At 73.9% G+C, this 21,070-nt stretch carries 16 protein-coding genes and 1 pseudogene; 9 read left to right on the top strand and 8 right to left on the bottom strand.

The window, feature by feature from the left end; translation table 11 throughout:
* Positions 1 to 19: 19 nt before the first annotated feature.
* Positions 20 to 922, bottom strand: a complete 903-nt coding sequence (locus BS75_RS17910) for an alpha/beta fold hydrolase (protein ID WP_034088955.1) — start codon at positions 920 to 922, stop codon at positions 20 to 22.
* Between the two features lie 259 nt (positions 923 to 1,181).
* Between BS75_RS17910 and fxsT the strand changes: the two genes are divergently transcribed.
* Positions 1,182 to 5,219 (top strand): FxSxx-COOH system tetratricopeptide repeat protein, encoded by a 4,038-nt coding sequence (fxsT, locus tag BS75_RS17905; RefSeq protein ID WP_034088954.1) that lies wholly within the window; start codon positions 1,182 to 1,184, stop codon positions 5,217 to 5,219.
* Between the two features lie 39 nt (positions 5,220 to 5,258).
* Here fxsT and BS75_RS17900 read toward each other — a convergent pair whose 3' ends face one another.
* Entirely contained in the window at positions 5,259 to 6,188 is a 930-nt protein-coding gene (locus tag BS75_RS17900; protein WP_034088953.1) for a DUF4231 domain-containing protein, read from the bottom strand.
* Positions 6,189 to 6,232: 44 nt separating this feature from the next.
* Positions 6,233 to 7,150: a DUF4231 domain-containing protein gene (locus BS75_RS17895; protein ID WP_034088952.1), complete on the bottom strand. Its 918-nt coding sequence runs from the start codon at positions 7,148 to 7,150 to the stop codon at positions 6,233 to 6,235.
* Between the two features lie 495 nt (positions 7,151 to 7,645).
* On the opposite strand from BS75_RS17895, the gene BS75_RS17890 reads away from it, so the two are divergent.
* On the top strand, positions 7,646 to 9,046 hold the full coding sequence (locus BS75_RS17890; RefSeq protein ID WP_042438171.1) for a PAS domain-containing protein: 1,401 nt from the start codon (positions 7,646 to 7,648) through the stop codon (positions 9,044 to 9,046).
* A 4-nt stretch (positions 9,047 to 9,050) separates the two neighbouring features.
* Here BS75_RS17890 and BS75_RS17885 read toward each other — a convergent pair whose 3' ends face one another.
* A complete protein-coding gene (locus BS75_RS17885; RefSeq protein ID WP_034088951.1) occupies positions 9,051 to 9,800 on the bottom strand; it encodes a sugar isomerase domain-containing protein in 750 nt (249 codons plus the stop codon).
* A gap of 183 nt (positions 9,801 to 9,983) precedes the next feature.
* Here BS75_RS17885 and BS75_RS17880 point away from each other — a divergent pair, with 183 nt between their 5' ends.
* Positions 9,984 to 10,673 (top strand): metal-dependent transcriptional regulator, encoded by a 690-nt coding sequence (locus tag BS75_RS17880; protein WP_034088950.1) that lies wholly within the window; start codon positions 9,984 to 9,986, stop codon positions 10,671 to 10,673.
* Positions 10,674 to 11,164: 491 nt separating this feature from the next.
* Here the strand turns inward: BS75_RS17880 and BS75_RS17875 are convergent, their stop codons facing one another.
* The gene (locus tag BS75_RS17875; RefSeq protein WP_034093270.1) at positions 11,165 to 11,869 is read right to left on the bottom strand and encodes a bifunctional DNA primase/polymerase; all 705 of its coding nucleotides are present in this window, start codon (positions 11,867 to 11,869) and stop codon (positions 11,165 to 11,167) included.
* Between the two features lie 241 nt (positions 11,870 to 12,110).
* On the opposite strand from BS75_RS17875, the gene BS75_RS17870 reads away from it, so the two are divergent.
* The 4 genes from BS75_RS17870 (at position 12,111) to purU (ending at position 16,484) form a co-directional block, all read left to right on the top strand.
* Positions 12,111 to 13,490, top strand: coding sequence for an efflux RND transporter permease subunit (locus tag BS75_RS17870; RefSeq protein ID WP_034088949.1), 1,380 nt, complete (start codon positions 12,111 to 12,113; stop codon positions 13,488 to 13,490).
* Between the two features lie 236 nt (positions 13,491 to 13,726).
* The gene (locus BS75_RS44450; protein ID WP_052069513.1) at positions 13,727 to 14,929 is read left to right on the top strand and encodes a hypothetical protein; all 1,203 of its coding nucleotides are present in this window, start codon (positions 13,727 to 13,729) and stop codon (positions 14,927 to 14,929) included.
* A 126-nt stretch (positions 14,930 to 15,055) separates the two neighbouring features.
* On the top strand, positions 15,056 to 15,499 hold the full coding sequence (locus tag BS75_RS17860) for an SCO4402 family protein (protein ID WP_408022541.1): 444 nt from the start codon (positions 15,056 to 15,058) through the stop codon (positions 15,497 to 15,499).
* A 103-nt stretch (positions 15,500 to 15,602) separates the two neighbouring features.
* A complete protein-coding gene (gene purU, locus BS75_RS17855) occupies positions 15,603 to 16,484 on the top strand; it encodes a formyltetrahydrofolate deformylase (RefSeq protein WP_231607816.1) in 882 nt (293 codons plus the stop codon).
* A gap of 43 nt (positions 16,485 to 16,527) precedes the next feature.
* Here purU and BS75_RS17850 read toward each other — a convergent pair whose 3' ends face one another.
* The 3 genes and pseudogenes from BS75_RS17850 to BS75_RS51920 all read right to left on the bottom strand — a co-directional run.
* Positions 16,528 to 17,691, bottom strand: a complete 1,164-nt coding sequence (locus tag BS75_RS17850; protein WP_042438168.1) for a hypothetical protein — start codon at positions 17,689 to 17,691, stop codon at positions 16,528 to 16,530.
* Positions 17,688 to 17,825, bottom strand: coding sequence for a sigma factor-like helix-turn-helix DNA-binding protein (locus BS75_RS51925; protein WP_331281471.1), 138 nt, complete (start codon positions 17,823 to 17,825; stop codon positions 17,688 to 17,690). Before BS75_RS51925 ends, BS75_RS17850 begins: the two co-directional genes overlap by 4 nt.
* A 200-nt stretch (positions 17,826 to 18,025) precedes the next feature.
* Positions 18,026 to 18,244, bottom strand: a pseudogene (locus BS75_RS51920) (sigma factor); the annotation flags it as partial.
* Between the two features lie 183 nt (positions 18,245 to 18,427).
* Here BS75_RS51920 and BS75_RS17840 point away from each other — a divergent pair.
* Complete coding sequence (locus BS75_RS17840) at positions 18,428 to 18,826, top strand: STAS domain-containing protein (protein ID WP_231607815.1); 399 nt, start codon at positions 18,428 to 18,430, stop codon at positions 18,824 to 18,826.
* Positions 18,827 to 18,874: 48 nt separating this feature from the next.
* Positions 18,875 to 21,040, top strand: a complete 2,166-nt coding sequence (locus BS75_RS17835; RefSeq protein WP_052069512.1) for a bifunctional glycosyltransferase/CDP-glycerol:glycerophosphate glycerophosphotransferase — start codon at positions 18,875 to 18,877, stop codon at positions 21,038 to 21,040.
* Positions 21,041 to 21,070 lie beyond the last annotated feature (30 nt).

Here is a 21,070-nt window from a genome sequence, read left to right as displayed (position 1 = left end):
GTGGCGGGGCCGACCCGGCTCAGTAGGCGGGGCCGGTGCGTTCGAAGCGGGCGGGCGAGCCCTCCCGCGCCGCCCACTGGAGGACCTGCGGCATCAGCGGGAAGGCGGCGAAGTGCGCAGCCCAGGGTTCGATCACGAGCTGGGCCCCGGGGATCCGCCGGGACAGCCAGACGGTGTGCTGGACCGGCGAGAAGACGTCGTCCTCGCCGTGCCAGAGCAGCACCGGGACGGCGGGGTCGATCTCGGCCGGATCGAAGCCCCAGGCGCTGCTGAGCGCCACGGTGTCGTCGATCCAGCCGCCGGCGTCGGTGCGCAGCGCCTCCCGGTAGGTCTGCTCCAGCTGCTGCCGCATTCCGGCGTCGCCGACCACCCGACGGTCGGATTCGGTCAATTCCCGGCGCAGCGCGACGATCAGCCGGTGCGGGTCCTCCCGGATTTCGCGACTCCGGGCGTGCAGCCCCGGGGCCAGCAGCTCGGGCTGCTGCTCCGCGATCGTGTACTGGCGGATGTTGGAGGCGGACATGCCGGTGTACCAGTCGAGGCCGGGTGCGTCCTTGGGCGCGAGGCTGACCAGGGCCGCAGTCCTGGTCACCCGGTCGCCCAGCCGGGCGGCGCAGGCCAGGGCGTGCGGGGCGCCGCCGGAGCGGCCCACCACGGCGAAGCGCCGCAGCCGGAAGGTGTCGGCGACCAGGGCCACGTCCTCGGCCGCGTCCACCACCCGGCGCCCGGGGCGGCGGTCGGAGTCGCCGTATCCGGGCCGGTCGAAGGCGATCAGATGGATGCCCAGCCGGTAGAGCAGCGACCCGCGCGGGGCGGGCCCGAACCGGCTGCCGGGCGTCCCGTGCAGCAGGAAGACCGCCCGTCCGCGCGGGTCACCGGTGCTGTGTGCGGCGAGGGTCCGGCCGTCCGACGCCGTGATCATGCGTACGGTCACGCCCCGCCCCTCCGCCGGGGCCGACGCCGGCCCTTGGCCGACCCGGCCGAATGGACTGAATAGAGCAGTTCCTGACGGATCATCTCTCCCCCTTGTCGTCCGAGAACAGTGTCACCCGGACCGGCCGCTTTGCCCAGAAGGCGGCAGGAGCCCGGCACTGTGCTTGAATGCCCGGGAGGCTTCCCGTCGGAACGAGCAGCGGTACGGCTTTTCCAGCTGGACGAGCCCGAGCGGTGCGGAGGGCGACATGATCGGCAGTCAGGAACCGGCCCGGAAGGGCCAGGTGGTCACCTTCGCCTCCTACAAGGGCGGCACCGGCCGGACCTCGGCCCTCGCCAACACGGCCTGGATCCTGGCCGCCGCCGGCCGACGGGTGCTGGCCGTCGACTGGGACCTGGAGGCGCCCGGACTGGAGTGCTTCCTCCGCCCCTTCCTCGACCCCGGGAAGCACGACACCGCCACCGGCATCGCCGACCTGCTCGCCGAGTACGACGAGGCGGCCGACAGCCCCGGGGCCCCGCCGGAGACCGACGAACTGCTGGCCCGCAGCGCCTCGGTGGACCGCTACGTGCTGGAGCTCGACTGGCCCTGGTTCCCGCCCGGCGGCAGCCTCGGCTTCCTGCCCGCGGGCGGCGTCGGCCGCGTCCGGCCGCCCGACCCCGCGCGGCCCTGCCGCCACGCCCGGCCCGAGGGGGCGCGGTTCCTCCGCGCCCTGCGCGAGTCCATGCGGAGCGGGTACGACTACGTCCTGATCGACAGCCGGGCCGGGCTCGGCGCCTCGGCGCTGCTCTGCGCCACCGAACTGCCGGACACCCTGGTGCTCTGCTTCACCCTCAGCGGCCAGGGCACCGAGGGCGCCGCCCGCTTCGCCGACCGGGTGCTGTCCGACCGCCGGCCCGCGGACCAGCCGGCGCCGGACCGTCGGGCAGCGCTGCCCGGCCGGATCCTGCCGGTGCCGATGCGGGTCGACGAGGCCGAGTTGAAGAAGGCCGAGACCGGACGGGAGTCCGCCCGGCGCCGGCTCTCCCGGGTGCTCGACCCGCTCGCGCTGCCCGACCCCGGGCACTTCCTGGGCTCGGTCCAGCTTCCCTACCAGCCCTTCTACGCCTACGAGGAGATTCTGGCGGCCTTCGGCGACGCCCCCGGGATCAGCGGCTCGCTGCTCGCGGCCTGCGAGCGGCTGACCGACGTGATCACCCGGGGCGAGGTGTCCGCCCTGCCCGGCACCGGCGAGGCGCAGCGCCGTGCCGCCAAGGAGGAGTACCTCCGCCGCTACGCCGCGACCTCCGCCCTGCACCTCGGGCACGTCCGCGAGGACCGCGGCTGGGCCGAGTGGATGGCCGAGGTGCTGCGGGTCGGCGGCTACCGGGTGACCACCGGGGAGATCGCCGCGGACTGGGCGCCGAATCCGGACGAGGACCGGAGCACCGACGGCTCGCACCGGGTGCTGGCGGTGCTGTCCCGCTCCTTCCAGCGCTCCGCCGGGGCCGCCGCGTTCTGGCAGCGGGTGGTGGCCCGCAGCCGCCGGAACGGGGCCGCCCGGCCGCTGGTGGTCCGGGTCGACCAGGTCTGGCACGACCAGGCGTCCGGCGGCGCCGACGCCAGGCTGGTGGACCTGGTCGGCCTGGCCGCACCCGCCGCCGTCCAGGCGCTGCTGCGCGGCCTCGACCCGGAACGCGCGCCGGACGGGGCGGGGGAGCCCGCCGTCGCCACCCGCTTCCCCGGCGGACGGCCGCGGATCTGGAACGTGCCCGCCCGCAACGGCACCTTCACCGGCCGGGCCGAGGCGCTGGAGCGGCTGCACGACCAGCTCCGGGCCGGCGCCGACCCGGCGCGACCGGCCGGGCCGATCGCGCTCCACGGCCTCGGCGGCGTCGGCAAGACCCAGCTGGCCAAGGAGTACGCCCACCGGTACCGCTCCGACTACGACCTGGTCTGGTGGGTCGCCGCCGACCGTCCCGAGCTGGTGCCGGACTCGCTGGCGGCGCTCGCGGCGCTGGCGCGCGAGATCGAGCGGCCCGCCGCGGCCGCCGGCGACCGCTCCGGGGCGGGGTTCCCGGCGGCCGACAGCACCGTGCTCGCCGCCGCCGCCGCGGTCGAGTGGCTGGGCCAGGACCGCCCCGGCCCGCGCTGGCTGCTGGTGTTCGACAACGTCAGGGAGCCGGCCGAGCTGGCCGGCTACCTCCCGCAGGGCAGCGGCCACGTGCTGATCACCTCCCGCAACCACACCTGGGGCACCGTCGCCGACGCCGTGCCGCTCGACGTCTTCGAGCGCGCGGAGAGCATCGAGCACCTCTGCGAACGGGTCGCCACGCTCTCGCCGGAGCAGGCCGAGCGGATCGCCGAACGCCTCGGCGACCTGCCGCTGGCGGTCGAGCAGGCCGCCGCCTACCTCTCCAGCACCGGGATCCCGGTCGAGGAGTACCTGCGGCTGCTGGAGGGGCGGCTGGCGCTGATCCTCAGCCAGGCGGTGGAGACCGAGGACCCCAACCCGGTCGTGGCGACCTGGGGCCTGTCCATCAACACCCTGCGGGCGACCGCCCCGGCGGCGGTCCGGGTGCTGGAGATCTGCGCCCACTTCGGCACCGAGCCGATCGCCCGCTCGCTGCTCCAGAGCGACCTGCTGCTCCAGCAGTTGGGGGAGCTCGACCCGAGGATCGTCGACCCCAGCAGCTTCGGCACGGTCTTCGAGCAGATCGGCCGGTACTCGCTGGCGCGGATCGACAGCGGCGACGGCAGCGTCCAGATGCACCGGCTGGTCCAGGCGGTGGTCCGGGAGAGCCTGGGCGAGGAGCAGCGCGAGGAGACCCGGCACCTGGTCCACGGGCTCCTGGTCGGCGCGCGGGACCGGATCGAGGGCGAGGTCGACGACGACCGCAACCACGGGCGGCTGGAGCAGATCTGGCCGCACCTGCTGCCGGCCGGGGCGCACCACTGCTACGACAAGCGGGTCCGGCAGCTGATGCTGGACCGGGTCAGGTACCTGTGGCGCGGCGGCGACTACGACTCCGCCCGGACCCTGGCCGAGCAGCTGGACCGGCGCTGGACCGGGCACGCGGGGGTCGCCGGTCCGGACTGGCTCACCCTGCGGCTGCGCACCGAACTCGGCAACACCCTGCGGATGCAGGGCCGTTACCGGGAGTCGCTGTCGCTGGACCGGGACACCCTGGCCCGGCAGACCGCGATGATCGGCGAGAGCCATGTCCACACCCTGTTCACGGCCGGCAACCTGGCCTCCGACCTGCGGGCGCTCGGCCGCTACCAGGAGGCCCTGGCCCTGGACGGGCGCACCCACGCCACCATGAGCCAGTCGCTGGGCGAGTACGACGTCCGCACCCTCCGGCTGGCCGGCAACCTCGCCGTCGACCACCGGCTGGTCGGCAACTTCGTCCAGGCCCAGGCGCTCGACGCGGCCACCGCCCAGGGCTGGGCCCAGCGGCTCGGCCCGGAGCACCGGGAGACCCTGCTGCTCCAGGCCATGCAGGCGCGCGAGGCCAGGGACCTGGGCCACCTGGTGGACGCGGTGGACCGGCTGCGCCCGCTGAAGGAGCGGATGGACGCGCTGGTCGGCGAGCAGCACATCGACTCGCTGGCGCTGGCCCGGAGCCTGGCCGTGTCGCTGCGCCTGGTCGGACACGGCGAGGAGGCGCTGCGGCTGACCGGGGCCACCTACGACCGGTACCGGAGCGAGTACGGCGAGGGCCACCCGGAGACCCGGCTGTGCCGGCTGAGCTACGCCGCCGACCTGTGGGTGACCGGCGACCCGGACCGGGCCCTGGCCGAGGCCCGGGAGGTGCACCGGCAGTTCCTCCGGGACCTCGGCGAGGAGCACCCGAACACCCTCGGCGCCGCCGACAACGTGATGGTCTACCTGAGCGACGGCGGCGGCCCGGAGCGGCTGCGGGAGGCGCTGGAGCTCGGCCGGCGGACGCTGGCCGGGCTGGTCCGGGTGCTCGGCGAGAACCACCCGGTCACGCTCTGCTCGATGGCCAACCTGGCCAACGTCCAAGGCGACGCGGGCCTGTACGGGCAGGCCGAGGCCGGGGCACGGCGGGCGCGGGAGCTGCTGGCCGCCCGCTACGGCGAACAGTTCCTGGACGCGCTGCTCTGCGGGGCCAACCTCACGGTCACGCTGGAGGCGTCCGGCCGGGAGGCGGAGGCCCGACAGCTGCGCGCGGAGCTGCTGCCGCAGCTGGACCGGGCGCTCGGCCCCGGCCACCCCGACTACCGGCGGGCCAGGTCCGGCGCCCGGGTCAGCCGGATCCTGGAGCTCCAGCGCTGGTGACCGGAGCCCCGACGGCCGGAGTCCCGGCCGGATGCGCCGTCAGATCCGGCGCGCGCTCCGGGCCCGCCAGAGCAGGTGCTCGTGCATGATCACGTCGTCGGCCTCCCGGGCGAGCCAGGACCAGCGCTCCTCGGCGTCCGGGGCCTTGACGTCGAGGTTGCGCAACTCGGCTGCCAGCCGCAGCAGTTCCTTGGCGGCCAGCCGGTAGGTCGAGGCCAGCGGGCGGAACTGGAGCAGCTGGGTCCAGGCCGTCGCCGAGGCGACCCCGGCCGAGAGCAGGCCGAGCGCCCGCAGCGAGGGCGCGGCCGTCACCTCCAGCACCGCGACCGCGGCGCCGGCCACGAACGAGGACGCCGTCCACAGCGCCCAGACGTTGGACCGGTGCTCGTACTCGTCCGCGCGGGAGAGGTACCAGATCCGCTGGGCGTCGACCCGCTCCGAGACGTAGAGGTTGCGCCGCTCCCGCAGGGTCGACGCGCGCTCCTCGCGCATCCCCTTGGTTATCTGCGAGTTGGTCATCGGCGAGCCGCCGCCGAGGTCCGGTTCGGTCCGGAACAGCCGCAGCGCGCTGTCCAGCAGCTCGTCGAAGCGCTGGTCGGCCTCGGCCGAGGCGGGCGGCCCCTCGAAGGGCGCCGCCCGCACCGTGTACTTCCAGGCCAGGGCCTTCACCGCCTCGGCCGCCGCCCGCCCCCGGTACCAGTCGGCCTGGGGCGATCGGTGGTGCAGGGCCCAGGCGAAGGCCCCGGCGCCCAGGAAGGCGCAGACGGCGAACAGCGGGACCACGTTGATCCCGTGCACCTCCCGCTCCGGGAAGGTGCCGAACAGGGCGGCCAGCAGCGTCAGGCCGAGCTGGCAGCGGAACCAGAACAGGGTGTAGTCCTGGCCCCGCAGCGAGGCCCGGTCCACCACCCGGAAGGCCTCCGGCAGCAGCTCGGACTCCGGGAAGTGCGGTGGATCCAGATGCGGCATTGCGTCCCCCTGGCCGTCTGTCGGACTCCGGTCGCACCGGTCGGTCACACCCGCCGGTCGCTCCGGGCCCGCCAGGTGGTGTGCTCGCGGGAGACGGCGTCCTCGGCGTCCCGTGACTGCTTCGACCAGGCCTCCTCGGCGCCAGGCGCGTTGAGGTCGAGTCGGGTCAACTGAACCTCGATGTCGTCGAGTTCACCGGCGGCCAGTCGATAGGCCGAGGCCAGCGGGGTGAACTGCTTCAACTGGGTCCAGGCGGTGACCGAGGCGGCGAAGGTGGTGAACATGCCCAGGGTGTGCCAGGGGATGACGCTGAAGATCTGCAGCACCGCGAAGCCACCGCCGAGGATGATCGCCATCACCGACACCAGCTGCCACTTGGCCTTCTCGCTGTCGCACAGGTCCGCCCGGGAGAGGTACCAGGTCCGCTGCGCCCGGACCCGCTCCTGCAGGTAGAGGTCGCGGCGGACGCCCAGCGGGGTGCCGCGGACCCGGCGCATCTCGTCGGTGATGGCCGGCTTGGTCCCCTCGGGGATCACCGGGCTGCCCCGGAAGGTCTGGAAGACCTCCGCCATCTGCTCCTCGAATGCCGTGTCGGAGTCCACCGACCTGGCCGGACCGGCGAACGGCCGCGCCCTGACCACGTACTTCCAGGCGAGGGTCTTCACCGACTCGGCCGCCGCCCGGCCCTCGTACCAGCGGGCCTGGGGGTTCTCCGCGCGCAGCCGGTCCCAGAAGTACCAGGCGCCGACGAAGGCCAGCACCGAGAGCGCGGGGGCCAGGTTGAGGCCCCTGAGATGGAAGTCGAAGGTGCCGACGACCGCCGCCAGCATCAGCATCGTGATCTGGCCGACGTACCAGCGGAGTGCCTGGCGCTGGCCCGCCAGCGAGGCCTCGTCGGAGAACCAGAACGGCTCCGGTAACAGTTGGCGCTCGCGGTTCCCGGCCGGTTCCTTGCGGACCATCGACTCCCCCTCGTGGCATACCCGTGGCGTCCCGTGCGGCGGTGTTCCGCACAAGTGTGACGCTGCCCGAGGAGTCTGCACAGCACACCTGCCGATATGGAGGCTCCGGACATGGACAACCCCCGGGCCGGCTCCCGTCCAGGATGGACGGGCGCCGGAGGACGGCCGGCGGGCCCGGGGGTCGGGTGGCTGCAGTGGATTGCCACACAGTCCGAAACGATCTACAGGCTGCTAGGAAGCAGCCACCTCACTGGTCCCAGAAGTAGTCATACTCCGGATCACCTCCTTTCGAGTGTGGCGCCACTCTAGGCAGGTGCCCCGCGCCGGGGCAACGGATTAATTTCCCGGGCTCCGGCGGGCGCGGGCTGCTCCGTCAGCACGCGAACGTCACCTGCGGGGGATTTTTGGCGGAAAGGGGTGTACCAGTCGGAGGGTGCGAGTTGAATGGCCTACGGTTCACACCCCGGTTCGCAACCCGCAGGGAGGTGCAGCGGAATGGACGCCCAGGGGGCGGCGGCACCGGCGTTGGCTCTGGACGCGGATGCCCGTCTGCTCGCGGTCCTGCTCGACGGCATGGAGGTCGGACTCGCCGCGCTCGACCGCGACGGGGTGGTCACCCACTGGAACCGGGAGGCGACCCGGTTGCTCGGCTGGACCGCCGGGGAGGCGGTGGGCCGCGACGGGCTGGCCGGCTGGGCGCTGCGCCCGGCCGACGCCGAAGCCGTCCACCTCCAGCTGACCGACGGTCACGGTGCGGGCCGGATCCACGAGTTCGCGCTGACCACCCGGGACGGCCGAAGGGTCCTGGTGCGCGCCCAGGCGCACCCGCTCACCGCCGCCGACGGCGGGCCGCTCGGCCTGTACTTCGCCTTCTCCGAGGCCGGCGCCCAGGTCGAGCTGGAGCGCTCGCTCGGCCTGGCGGAGGCGATGCTGGACGAGGCGCCCACCGGCGTGGTGCTGGTCGACGCGGACCTGCGCCCGGCCGCCGTCGGCGAGTCCGCCGCCCGCTGGCTGGACTGCGAGCGCAACGCCCTGCTCGGCCACCCGCTGGGGGAGGTCCTGGGCGACGGCGTGCAGGAGCTGGAGGCCGCGCTCCAGCACGTCCTCGCCACCGGCAAGCCGTTGACCGGCGTCAAGCTCTGGGCCGCGCTGCGGGCCGAGCCCGGCCGCCGCCGCTGCTGGCGCAGCGAGTTCGTCCGGCTCGGCTCCCCGCTGGGGGAGGAGCCGGTCCCGCTCGGGGTCGCCTGGTTCTTCGAGGACGTCACCCTGCACGAGCAGGCCGAGCAGGAGGGCACGGTGCTGCGGTTCCGGGCCTCGCAGCTGCGCCGCGCCGGACAGGCCGCGGCCGAGTGCGAGGACGCCATGGAGGCCGCGATCGGCTACCTCGACTTCGTCCTGGCCGGCTTCGCGGACCGGGCGCTGCTGGACGTCCTCGACCGGCCCAGGGCCCACGGTGACACCGGGTCCGGCCCGCTGGTCCGGGCGGCGATGTCGCCCGGCGGGGGGCTGGGCGCGGTCGGCGGCCTCGGCCACGAGGCGGTGCTGGAGCCGACCGGCCTGCCGGTCCGCTACAGCGAGGTCCATCCGGCGGTCCGGGCGGTCGAGCAGACGGTCACGGTCGCCTCCTCCGACAGCGGGGTGCCGCCCCAGGCCGACTGGGCGGTGCTCCGGCGCTGGCCGGCCGACACCGTCCACGCCCTGTGCACGCCGCTGCGCAGCGGCGGCCGGACCCTGGGCGTGCTGACCTTCCTGCGGGGCCCCGGCCGGCACCGGTTCGACCGGGCCGACACGGCCTACGCGGAGGACATCGCCGCCCGGGTCGCGGTCGCGGTCGACCTGGCGGCGGCCCGCCGCGCCGCCGCGGGCCAGGACCGGCCGCCCGGTCAGCAGGTGTAGCAGCTCAGAAGGTGTAGAAGACCCGCTCGCGGTTGTCGGCCATCAGCTTGGCGTTCCAGGCCATGCCGCCGTCGACGTTGCCGGAGCGGAACAGCGGCGGGGTCGGGCCCTCCTCGGCCAGCAGCCCGACCGCGGTGGCCACCACCGACTGCATCAGCGCGACCGTGGTGATGGTCGAGGCCGGGCCGAAGGTGGTGTCGGCGCCCTCGGTGGTCAGCTCGCCGTCGCCGACCGCGATCTTGTTGTCCAGCACGATGTCGCACTGGTCCTTGAGGTAGGTGCCCGAGGGGTGCTGGGCGCTGACCGCCGCCGGGTAGGCCAGCGAGGTCACCCCGACCACGGTCATCCCGCGCGCCCGGGCGTGCATGGCCAGCTCGACCGGCATCACCTGGCGGCCGGAGAGCGAGATCAGGAACAGCAGGTCGCCGCTGCGCGCCGGGCTGGCGTCCAGGGCGGCGGTGGCCAGTCCGGACACCCGCTCCAGCGAGCTGCCCAGGTGCGCCGGGACGACGTTCACCCCGGTCACGCCGGGCACGTCCAGCAGATTCATCAGCACCAGGCCGCCGGCCCGGTAGACGACGTCCATGGCGGCGAGCGAGGAGTGCCCCGCGCCGAAGGCGAAGATCCGCCCGCCCTCGCGCACCGTCCGCGCCAGGGCCTCGGCCGCGAGCCGGACGCCCTCGGTCTCCTCGTCGCGGACCCGCTGCAGCAGGGAGATCGCCGCGTTGATGTATCGCCCGGCCAGATCGCTCATCGGGTGTGTGCTCGCTTTCGTCAGGGTGCCCGGTGTGACTGCGCTCTTCGTTCCGAGGCACGGTCCTGCCTCGGTGGGGCGGATGTCAACAGGGCCAGGGGGCGCGGAAGACCGGATTGTCGGTGGCATGCGTCAGAATTGCAGTGCGACGACGCTGGACGACGAGGAACGGAGCCCGCGGCGATGACCGGCCACCTTATTGACACGACTGAGATGTACCTGCGCACCATCTTCGAGCTGGAGGAAGAGGGCGTGGTGCCGATGCGCGCCCGGATCGCGGAGCGCCTTGAGCAGAGCGGGCCGACGGTCAGCCAGACGGTCGCCCGGATGGAGCGCGACGGCCTGCTGGAGGTCGCGGACGACCGGCACCTCGAACTGACCGAGGGCGGGCGCAAGCTGGCGACCCGGGTGATGCGCAAGCACCGCATCGCCGAATGCCTGCTGGTGGACGTGATCGGGCTGGAGTGGGAGCAGGTCCACGCCGAGGCCTGCCGCTGGGAGCACGTGATGAGCGAGGCGGTGGAACGCCGGGTGCTGGAGCTGCTGCGGCACCCGACCGAGTCGCCCTACGGCAACCCCATCCCCGGCCTGGAGGAGCTGGGCGAGGCCCCCGGCGAGAGCGACGACGAGATCGTGGTCAGCCTCGACGAGCTGGTGCCCGGTTCGGAGGGGCGGAGCGTGGTGGTCCGGCGGATCGGCGAGCCGATCCAGACCGACGCCCAGCTGATGTACACCCTGCGGCGGGCCGGCGTGCAGCCGGGCGCCGTGGTGAGCGTCACGTCCGCGCCGGGCGGGGTGCTGGTGAGCAGCGGCGGCGAGGCCGCCGAGCTGGACAAGGAGATCGCGGCGCACGTGTTCGTGGCCACCAGCTGAGCCTTCCGCGGCGCCGCGGCGTCGCCGTGCCCGGGCGGCACCGAGGACGGACCCGGCTCTTTCCCCGAGCGCCGGGTCCGTCCTCGTCCCCACCCTGTTCCCTCCCCGTCCCCCGTCCCCCTTCCCCTGTCCCCCCGCACCCTGGTCCGGCTTCCCCTCCGGACGTTTCGATCGGTGCGGCCGGTGCGGCGGCTCCCTTCGTGGCCGGTGGCTCCCGGCCGGGTGGTGTGGACGCTTACGACCGGATTTCTCCCCTCGGCAGCGACCGCGAATCCTTGAGCCCTGTCACTCGAAAGTGGGGCTTTTCCACTCGGCCGGCTGGGTAGTTCCCACCCTCCGGGGAGCAGCCCGGGGAGCAGCACGACGGCCTCCTGCGGTCGGACCCCGGACGCCGGGAAAGGGCGTCGGAGGTCCGACCGCAGGAGGCCGCAGGGATCGCCGTACCGGCGGACCGCGTCGCTACCGGGCCGCGTCGCTACCGGACCATGCCGCTACCGGACCACGGAGGTCAGCGGGGCCTCGCGGCCGCAGGCGTAGGCGATGGGGTTGATCAGCTCGGTCGCCTCGGGCAGCCAGCGGTTCAGCGCGGTGGGCTCGCGGGCCCACTGGGCGAAGCCGTAGCCGCCGACCCGGGTCGGCGGGGCGACCACCCAGCCGCCCTCGCCGTGGCCGATCAGGTCCAGCCGGCCGGGGCCCCAGCCCAGCCGGCGCAGCAGCTCCGGCAGCTTGGGCAGCGATCCGGGCAGCACCAGGAACAGCAGCCGCCGGCCGCGCCCCGGCCCGCCCGAGCTGCTGCCGGGCATGGCCAGCACCGGTCCGAGCTGGAGGCCCATCCGCTCCATCCGGGCCAGCGCCAGGCAGCCGGCGATCTCCGGCACGTCGATGGCGTCGAAGGTGCGGCCGGTCGGCAGCAGGATCGAGGCCAGCGGGTTGTCGGTCCACCAGCGGCGGACCACGCCCGGTCCGGCGCTCGCCTTGCGGGTCCACTCGCGGGTCGCGGGGTGCGCGCCGGGGGCGGGGCAGGAGAGGTCGCCGCACGAGCAGCGCAGCGGCCCGTCGTCCTCGATCAGCCAGGTCCCCGGCGCGACCTCCCAGTGACGTTCTTCCGCGTACCGCACGGCCGCGTTGATGAGCAGGTCACGGGCGGTGTCTTGCGTCGGTCCAGCAGGCCGAACGGCTCCCAGGGTGTCTTCCACGCTCTGCACAACTGGCAGCGGCTTGACCGGTTACGGTCTGATCGGTAAAAGTCGACCACAGGGGGCGCGTCGATGCACTGACGGGGGCGCATGTGGGGTGCGGGGGCCTGCGACGGGTATCTCTTATCCGGGGCCGATCGCTACGCTGGACAGAATGTCTCAATTGCCGTGACACAACGAGGGATTCCACCCGTGTCCCAGTCTCTCGGAAGTCGCGTTCGCTCAAGGGGGAGGCACCCTCATGGCCGCCAGACCGCTGGTTGCACGACAGCCCAACGAACGGCTCCAGTCGCTGATTCAGGAGGCCGGGTGCTCCAATGCGGGGCTTGCCCGCCGGGTCAACCTCTGCGGCGCGGAACACGCCCTCGACCTGCGCTACGACAAGACCTCGGTGGCCCGCTGGCTGCGCGGCCAGCAACCCCGGGGCCAGGCCCCGGCGGTCATCGCCGAGGCGATCGGCCGCAAACTCGGACGCTCGGTCAGCGTGGACGAGATCGGCATGGCCGACGGCAAGTCCATCTCCTCCAGCATCGGGCTGCACTTCTCGGCCAGTCTCGGCGGCGCCGTGGAGCAGGTGTGCGAGCTGTGGCGCAGTGACGTGGGCCGGCGGGACTTCCTCACCGGTAGCTCGGTGGCCGCCTCCGCGCTGGTGGAGCCCAGTCGCGACTGGCTGATCACCGGGGTCGACGAGCAGGTCGCCCGGGCCGGCGGCCCCCGGGTCGGCGGCGCCGACGTCGACGCGGTGCGCGCCACCACCTCGATGCTGGTCGAGCTGGACCACCGCTTCGGCAGCGGGCATGTGCGGCCCGTCGTCGTCCACTACCTCAACAGCGTGGTCTCCGGCCTGCTCTCCGGCTCCTACCGGGAGGAGACCGGGCGGCGGCTGTTCTCGGCGGTCGCCCGACTCACCGAACTGGCCGGGTACATGGCGATCGACACCGGCCAACCCGGCCTGGCGCAGCGCTACTACATCCAGGCGCTGCGGCTGGCGCAGGCGGCCGGGGACCGGGCCTACGGGGCGTACGTCCTGGCCGCCTCGATGAGCCACCTCGCGGCGAACCTCGGCAACCCCCGGGAGATCGCCCAACTCGCCCGCGCCGCGCAGGAGGGTGCGCGGGGCGCGGCCACGCCCACGGCGATGTCGCTGTTCTACGTGGCGGAGGCGCGCGGCCACGCGCTGCTGGGCGACGCCAGGTCCTGCCAGGTGGTGGCCGGCCGGGCCGCGGAGGCGATGGAGCACAGCCGTCCGGAGGAGGACCCGGACTGGATCGCGCACTTCGACCGGGCCTATCTCGCCGACGAACTGGCGCACTGCCACCGGGATCTGGAGCAGCCCCGGCAGGCCGCCCGGCAGGCGGAGGAGGCGCTGAAGGCCCATCCGGAGGAGCGGGTCCGGCGGCGGGCGGTGGACCTGGTGCTGCTGGCGACCGCGCAGCTGCAGCTGCGCGATCTGGAGCAGGCGTGCGACACCGGTGTGCGGGCCGTCGAGTTGATGGCGGGTCTGCGCTCGGCCCGCGGTGCGGAGTACCTGGACGACTTCCGCCGCAGGCTGGAGCCGTACCGGGAGCAGCGGGCGGTGCGCGAGTTCCAGGCCCGGACGGTGGCCGAGGCGGCGGCCTGAGGCAGCGCTTGGGACAGGGGCTGAGACAGGGTCGAGACCGGTGCCCGACCGGTTCCGGGGCGGTGGCCGGAACCGGTCCACCGCCGTGCGGAGCGGAGGGGAACGGCAGGTGTCAATCGGGTGGGTGCGTGGCCACCCGCCCGGGTGAACAGGTAGCGTGGGCCGCTGTTCTGACAAGTTGTCCCGCGCGGGTGCGGGGGCAGTGCCGCCCATGCCGGGCGAAGTGAGGAATCGCGTTGAATCACCGCCGCCCCAACTTCGACGAGTTGACCCCCGAGGACCTCTTCCGCCCCGAGCCGCAGACCGGTCCCGGGCCGATGCCCGGGACGATCCCCGGCGAGGTGCTGCACTCCTCGCAGGAGCCGATTCCGTGGGACGCGCAGGGCCACCAGGCCAGCGGTGAGCCGGAGTACTTCGGCGACCCCACCGGCGTGCTGCCGCTGCCGCCGCACGGCCTGCCGGACCCGAACAGCTCCGGCGGCGAGGCGTCGACCCAGTTCCTGCCGCCGTTCCCGGCCGCGCCGGGCGGCGCGGGCGGCCCCGGTGGCCCCGGCGCTCCCGGGGCGACGGCCCCGACGGCGCTCCAGCAGTGGCAGCCGCAGCAGCCCGGCTACGGCGGCGGGTACCAGCAGCAGCCGTCCTACGAGCCCGCCCCGTCCGGTTACGGTCAGCCGACCTACGGCCAGCAGCAGGGCTACACCCAGCAGAGCCAGCCGGTCCAGCAGCCGCAGTACGGCACCCAGCCGACCGGCGGCCAGGGCGGCCAGGGCGGCCAGGGCGGCGTCCGGGAGAGCGGGGCGGGGGCCAGGTCCGGATCTGGCGGTAGACGGATCTCCAACCGGACCATCGCCGCCATCGCGATCGCCGCCTGCGCGGTGATCGGCATCGGCGCCGCCGCGATGTTCGACGGCGGCGACACCCCCGCCCAGGCCAGCACCGGCGCCGGGGCCAGCGCCTCGGCCTCGGCCTCCGGCGCCTCGAACGCCCAGGAGAAGATCCAGGCCCAGGCCCTGTCCGACCTGCTGGCCACGGCCTCCAACGGCCGCTCCGCGGTGATCACGGCGGTCGGCAACGTCAAGGGCTGCCAGAGCCTGGCGCAGTCGCAGCAGGACCTGAACACCGCGGCCGGGCTGCGCCGGCAGCTGATCCAGCAGTTGGGCACGCTGCAGACCGACGCCCTGCCGGACGGCGGCGAGCTGGTCAAGGTGCTGCGGGAGGGCTGGCAGGCGTCGGCCGACGCGGACGCCCACTACGCGGCCTGGGCCGGTCAGTCCAAGTCCAGCTGCGCCCACAAGCACCAGCCCAAGGCGGGCGGCGAGCTCTCGGAGGGCGATGCCGCCAGCGGCATGGCGTCCGCCGACAAGGCGAAGGCGTCGGAGCTGTGGAACAGCATCGCGGACGCGACCGGCATGCCCAGGCGCTCGTCGATCCAGCTCTGAGACCGCGACGGGCGACCGGTCGGATCGAACGTAGGATCGATCACTATGCAGGTTTCACATCACGGTTCGCCGCAGGCTTCGTCCAGCTCTTCTCGAAAGGGCACCCGCTCCGCCAGCATGGGCGCTATGCCGCTCAATGACATCCCCTGGTGGCGCTGGCGGGCCCGGGTCCGTTCAGCCCTGCACATGCTCGGCGACCCCGCGTTCCAGCACGAGTGCTGGGTGCTCGGCCGCGAAGGCTACGGCGACGTCACCGATGCCGTCTACCGCCTGGTCGAGGACACCTGGCTGGACCGCTGGTCCGGCGAGAAGTACGTCGGCACGATCTTCCGCGACACCACCGAGGCCGCCCTGGTGGACGCGGCGGTGCTCCGGGTGCTGCGCATCCTGCACCAGGTCGGCCCGGACGCCCCGTCCTACGCCTACCTCCAGCACGAGGCCTGGCCGGAGGCGGTCCGCGCCTGCCGCGACGCCCACCTCCGGCTCTCGCTGAACGACGGCGAGGACCCCGACCTCCCACCGCGTTCGCTGGAGGTCCTCGCCATCATGACCCGCTCCGGCGGCCAGTAGGCGTTGGTTCGCGCCCACACTTCGAGCGTTCCGAACAAGGCCGCTTGCTGCTGTGGCAGGCTGGGTTCTCCGACGAGCGAGCGCGACGCGAGAGGACTCCCTGGTGGCACCGCAGCAGCCGAGTACGAGCCAGTACGTTCTGACCCTGTCCTGCCCGGACAAGCAGGGCATTGTGCACGCCGTGTCCAGCTACCTCTTCCGTACCGGCTGCAACATCATCGACAGCCAGCAGTTCGGCGACGGTTCGGCGCCCGACGGCGAGGGGCTGTTCTTCATGCGGGTGCACTTCTCCGCGGAGGCCCCGGTCACCGCCGAGAAGCTGCGCGCCAGCTTCGCCGCCACCGGGGACGCCTTCCGGATGGACTGGCAGATCCACCCCAGCAGTGAGCGCACCCGGATGCTGCTGCTGGTCAGCAAGTTCGGCCACTGCCTGAACGACCTGCTGTTCCGGGCGAGCAGCGGGGCGCTGCCGGTGGACGTCGTCGGCGTGGTGTCCAACCACACCGACTTCCGTGAGCTGGCCGCCTCCTACGGGGTGCCGTTCCACCACATCCCGGTGACTGCCGACACCAAGTCCGAGGCCGAGGCCGCGCTGCTGGAGCTGGTCGACCGCGAGCAGGTCGACCTGGTGGTGCTGGCCCGCTACATGCAGGTGCTCTCGGACAACCTGTGCAAGCAGTTGGAGGGCAGGGCGATCAACATCCACCACTCGTTCCTGCCGAGCTTCAAGGGCGCGAAGCCCTACCACCAGGCGCACGCCCGGGGCGTGAAGCTGATCGGCGCCACCGCGCACTATGTGACCGCGCAGCTGGACGAGGGGCCGATCATCGAGCAGGAGGTCGTCCGGGTCCGCCACGACGTGACCCCGGAGCGACTGGTCGCGCTGGGCCGGGACGTCGAGTGCCAGGCGCTGGCCCGCGCGGTGAAGTGGCACGCCGAGCACCGGGTGCTGCTCAACGGCAGCCGGACGGTCGTCTTCACCTGAGCCGGGCCCGGCCCGGGCAGGGCAGGTTCAGGGCCGTTCAGGCTCAGGGCCGGGAGAGCAGTCGGACGGCGTGCAGCAGGTCGCGCGCGGCGGCGCGGTCGCCGGTGATGCCGCAGGGCAGCCGGTCCGCGTCGCGGTGCGCCGCGGCGAGGTGGCAGAACTCGACGCCGTCGACGGCCAGCACCGCCACCGGCTCGGTGTCCGGCGGCGGAACGGGGGCGTCGGCCTCCAGCGGGACCAGCCACTCGCCGCTGCCCCGGCCCTCGATGATCAGCCGCACCGCGCGCGGACCGCGCGGGTCGCCGAAGGCCGGGTCCTGCCAGGCGGTCAGCGAGGCGTTGCCGGCAGCCCGGAGCGCAGCGAGGGCGGTCGGCAGCAACTGCGCCGCCAGTCCGATCAACTGCCGCAGATGGGAGCTGCGCGGCGGGTCGTAGGGGTAGCCGACCGCCTCGGCGATGTCGTCGGCGTGGATCCAGCACTCGAAGGCCCGGTCGAGGAAGGCCGTGCGGACCGGGATCCGGAAGGCGCCGTAGTCCACCGGCACGTCGCCGGCGGGGCCCGGGCCCGCCCGGTCATCCTCGTCCAGGGCCTCGGCCAGGGCGGCGGTGGCCACCACGGCGCGGGTCTGCGCCCGCCACTGGGCGCGGACGGACTCCGGCGAGCGCCGGAGCGAGCGCTCCCGCAGCAGCGCGGTGCGCTCGCCGAGGCCGGCGCCGGCACTGGGGTCGGGCAGCCCGAGGGCCACCGCCAGCAGGCCGTCCACAGCCGTCAGATGGCACAGCACCTCGGCCGGGCGCAGCAGTTCGGAGCCGCTGTGCCAGCGCAGCTCGGCCGACTCCCGCCAGTCCGGTTCGCCCAGGTCGCGCAGGAGCGCGTCGAGCCGGGCGGTCTCGGCGATGTAGACCTCCGTGTAGCCGGGCACCGGGAATCGCGGCGCGCGGCGGGCGAGGGCCCGGGCCAGCACCGATCCACGCAGCTTGGGATCCGGGTCGAGCGGTTCGTCGGCGGAGAGCCAGCCGGCCGCGTTGCGCAGCCGGGACGCCTCCTCGGAGCAGCTCCGGCAGACCGTGCGGTGCGCCTCGACCTGGGCCGACTCCTCGTCGGAGCAGGCGTCCAGGGCCCAGGCGCCGAGCAGCCCGCGCAGGGTCCCGTGGTCCAGCGGCGCGCCCGGGGACGGTGCGGGGGAGGGGGAGCAGTCGGTGGTCACCGGACGGGTTCCGAGGCGAGGGCGGTGGCCAGCAACTGCAGCCCGAGCCGCATCCGGTGCTTGGCGCCGGCCGGGGTGATCCCCAGCTCCTTGGCGGCCTGCCGGTAGGTGCGGCCACCGAAGTAGGTGAGCAGCAGGGTCTCCCGCAGGGTCTGCGGCAGCCCGGCGACGATGTGCTGGACCCGCGCGGCCGTGGCCGCGGCCAGGGCCTCCTCCTCCGGGCCGGCGGGCCCGGCCCCTCCTGCTCCCCGGCGCCCTCGGCCGGGCCCTGCTCCGGCCGCAGCCGGTGCACGGCGCGCCGGTGGGTGAGGGTGCCGATCCAGGAGCGCATGGAGCCGGAGGCCGGGTCGAATTCCTCGGGGTGCTCCCAGACCTGGGCGAAGACCTCGCGGGTGATCTGCTCCGCGGCCTCCGGGTCGGCCAGCACCCGGAGCGCCAACCCGTGGACCAGCGGCGCGAATTGGTCGTAGAGCTCGCCGAGTGCGGACTCCTCGCCGCGGACCAGCCGACGCTGGATCCGGCGGTCCCAGCGAAGCGGGGCCGATGCTGCCATGGCGCCGCCTCCCCCTGGATGCCGGTGCGCGGACGGGCCGGTCGTGCTCTCGAATCTATCGCCCGGTCAGGGGGCCGCGCATCCGGTTGGTCCAAGTTCGCGGGTAACCTGATCAGGTGTCACGACTGTTCGTGACTGATCCTGAATGGTCCTGTCCCGACAATCTCAGAATCGTGGCTCGGCGTGACGACACTGACAGTGAGTTCCGAGGCGTGCGAGAGCTGGACCGTGCTGCGCGCCGTGGGTGAGATCGACCTGGTGTCGGGCGGTCGGATCCGGGCGGAGGCGCACCGGCTGGTGGCCGAGGGGCAGCGGCGGATCGTGATCGACCTCGGCGGGGTGCGGTTCTGCGACTCCAGCGGCATCGGCGTGCTGATCGGGGCCCGGCGGCTGCTGCGCTCCTGCGGGGGCGAGCTGCGGCTGGTGCTGCCGCCGGCCCCGCCCGGGGCCGAGGCCGGACAGGCCGGCCATGTGCACCGGGTGTTCACCGCGCTCGGCCTGCGCCGGCTCTTCGACATCCACCCCGACGTCGCCTCCGCCACCGCCGCGCCGGTGCCCCGTCCGCTGGCCCGCCCGGCCTGAGCCGGCCCGTCCCGTCCGCGCGGAAGCGGAGCAGTAGGCTCGGTTCTCGTGAACCCAGCAGCCACCCTCAGCCTCAGCCTCGTCCTGCCGGTGTACGGCGTCGCCGACTACCTGCCGCGCTGCCTGGACTCGGTCCTCGCCGCCGACCTCCCGGCCGGCGTCACGCTGCAGGTGATCGCCGTGGACGACTGCTCGCCCGACGGCAGCGGCGCGATCCTGGACGCCTACGCCGCCCGCGATGCCCGGCTGACCGTGCTGCACCTCACCGAGAACCGCGGCCTCGGCGGGGCCCGCGAGGCCGGGCTGGCCGAGGCCACCGGCGAGTACGTCTGGTTCGTCGACAGCGACGACTGGCTGGCCGAGGGCGCGCTCCCGGCGGTCGCCGACCGGCTCGCCGCCGACCGCCCGGACGTGCTGGTCACCGGCTTCGCCCGGATCTTCCCCGACGGCAGCACCGAGCCCGACACCTGGCGCCGGCTGCTCGACGGCGTCCCGGCCTCGTTCACCCTGGCCGAGCGGCCGGGGCTGCTGCAGATGATCCTCGCGGTCTGGAACAAGGTGGTCCGCCGGGAGTTCCTGCTCGGGCTCGACGTCCGCTTCGGCAGCGGCTACTACGAGGACATCTCGGTCACCTACCCGCTGCTGCTGGCCGCCGAGCGGATCGGCTACCTCGACCGGGACTGCTACTTCTACCGGCGGCAGCGCGAGGGCGCGATCACCAACACCGCCTCGCCCAAGCACGTCGACGCCTTCGCCCAGTACGACGCGATCTTCGCCTTCCTGGACCGGCGCGCGGCCGAGGGCCGCCCGGTCCCGGCCGAGCTGCGGCGGCTGGTCTTCGACCGCACCGTCAAGCAGGCGGTGACCATCCTGGACACGCCCGGGCTGGTCCCGGCCGAGCTGCGGCGCGACTTCTTCCACCGCACCGCCGAGCACTTCCGCCGGCACCGTCCGGCCGGCTACGGCTACCCGGGCGGGCTGCGCGGCGTCCAGTACCGGCTGGTGGACCGCGACGCCTGGGGCGCGTACCAGCAGCTGCGCCCGCTGCAGGCGCTGCCGCGCACCCTGCGCAACGGCGCGCGCAAGGTGGTCCGCGGCGCCGCCCGGCGCAGCCTGTACGGGGCGTACCGGCGGCTGCCGCTGGACGAACGGCTCGCGGTCTACGCGGCCTACTGGTACCGGGGCTTCGCCTGCAACCCGGCCGCGATCTACCGCGCGGCCCGCGAACTCGCCCCGCAGGTACGGGGGGTGTGGGTGGTCGAGACCCGGGCCCAGGCCGCCGCGCTGCCGGACGGCGTCCCGTACGTGCTGGCCAACACGCCGGCCTACTTCCGGGCCATGGCCACCGCCAAGTACCTGGTCAACAACGTCAACTTCCCGCACACCATGACCAAGCGGCCCGGCTCGGTGCATGTGCAGACCCAGCACGGCACCCCGCTGAAGCTGCTCGGCCTGGACCTGCGGGACCGGCCCGAGGCCGGCGGCGACATGGACTTCGAGCGGATGCTGGAGCACGTGGCCCGCTGGGACTACCTGGTGTCGCCCAACCCGCACTCCACCGCGGCCTTCGGCAGCGCCTACCCGGGCGGCTACCGGGTGCTGGAGACCGGCTACCCGCGCAACGACCGGCTGGCCGCCGCCGATCCGGCCGAGGCCGCGGAGATCCGGGGCCGGCTCGGCATCGCCGAGGGACGCCGGGTGGTGCTGTACGCGCCCACCCACCGCGAGCAGCAGGCGGGCTACGTCCCGGCGCTGGACCTGGCGGCGCTGGCGGCGGCGCTCGGTCCGGACACCACCCTGCTGGTCCGCACCCACTACTTCTACGCGGACGCGGGCCAGGACCTCGGCGCCTCCGGGCAGCTGCTGGACGTCTCCGCCCACCCCTCGGTGGAGGAGCTCTACCTGGCGGCGGACGTCCTGGTCACCGACTACTCCTCGGCGATGTTCGACTACGCGGTGCTGGACCGCCCGATCGTGGTCTTCGCCCCGGACTGGGAGGACTACCAGCGGATCCGCGGCGTCTACTTCGACCTCCGGGCCGAGCCGCCAGGGCCGTTCGCCACCACCCAGGAGGAGCTGCAGCGGGTGCTGCTGGACGGCTCGGCCGAGGGCCCGGAGTCGGTGAAGCTGCGGACCGCGTTCCGGGACCGCTTCTGCCCCTGGGACGACGGACACGCCGCGGAACGTGTGGTCCGCGGCGTGTTCTTGACGTGATCGGGCGAGCCTCGAACTGATCGGGCGGCG

Source organism: Streptacidiphilus albus JL83 (assembly GCF_000744705.1).
GTDB lineage: Bacteria > Actinomycetota > Actinomycetes > Streptomycetales > Streptomycetaceae > Streptacidiphilus > Streptacidiphilus albus.
The sequence above is the reverse complement of the archived record's forward strand: the minus strand, read 5'-3'. Positions and strand labels throughout refer to the sequence as shown.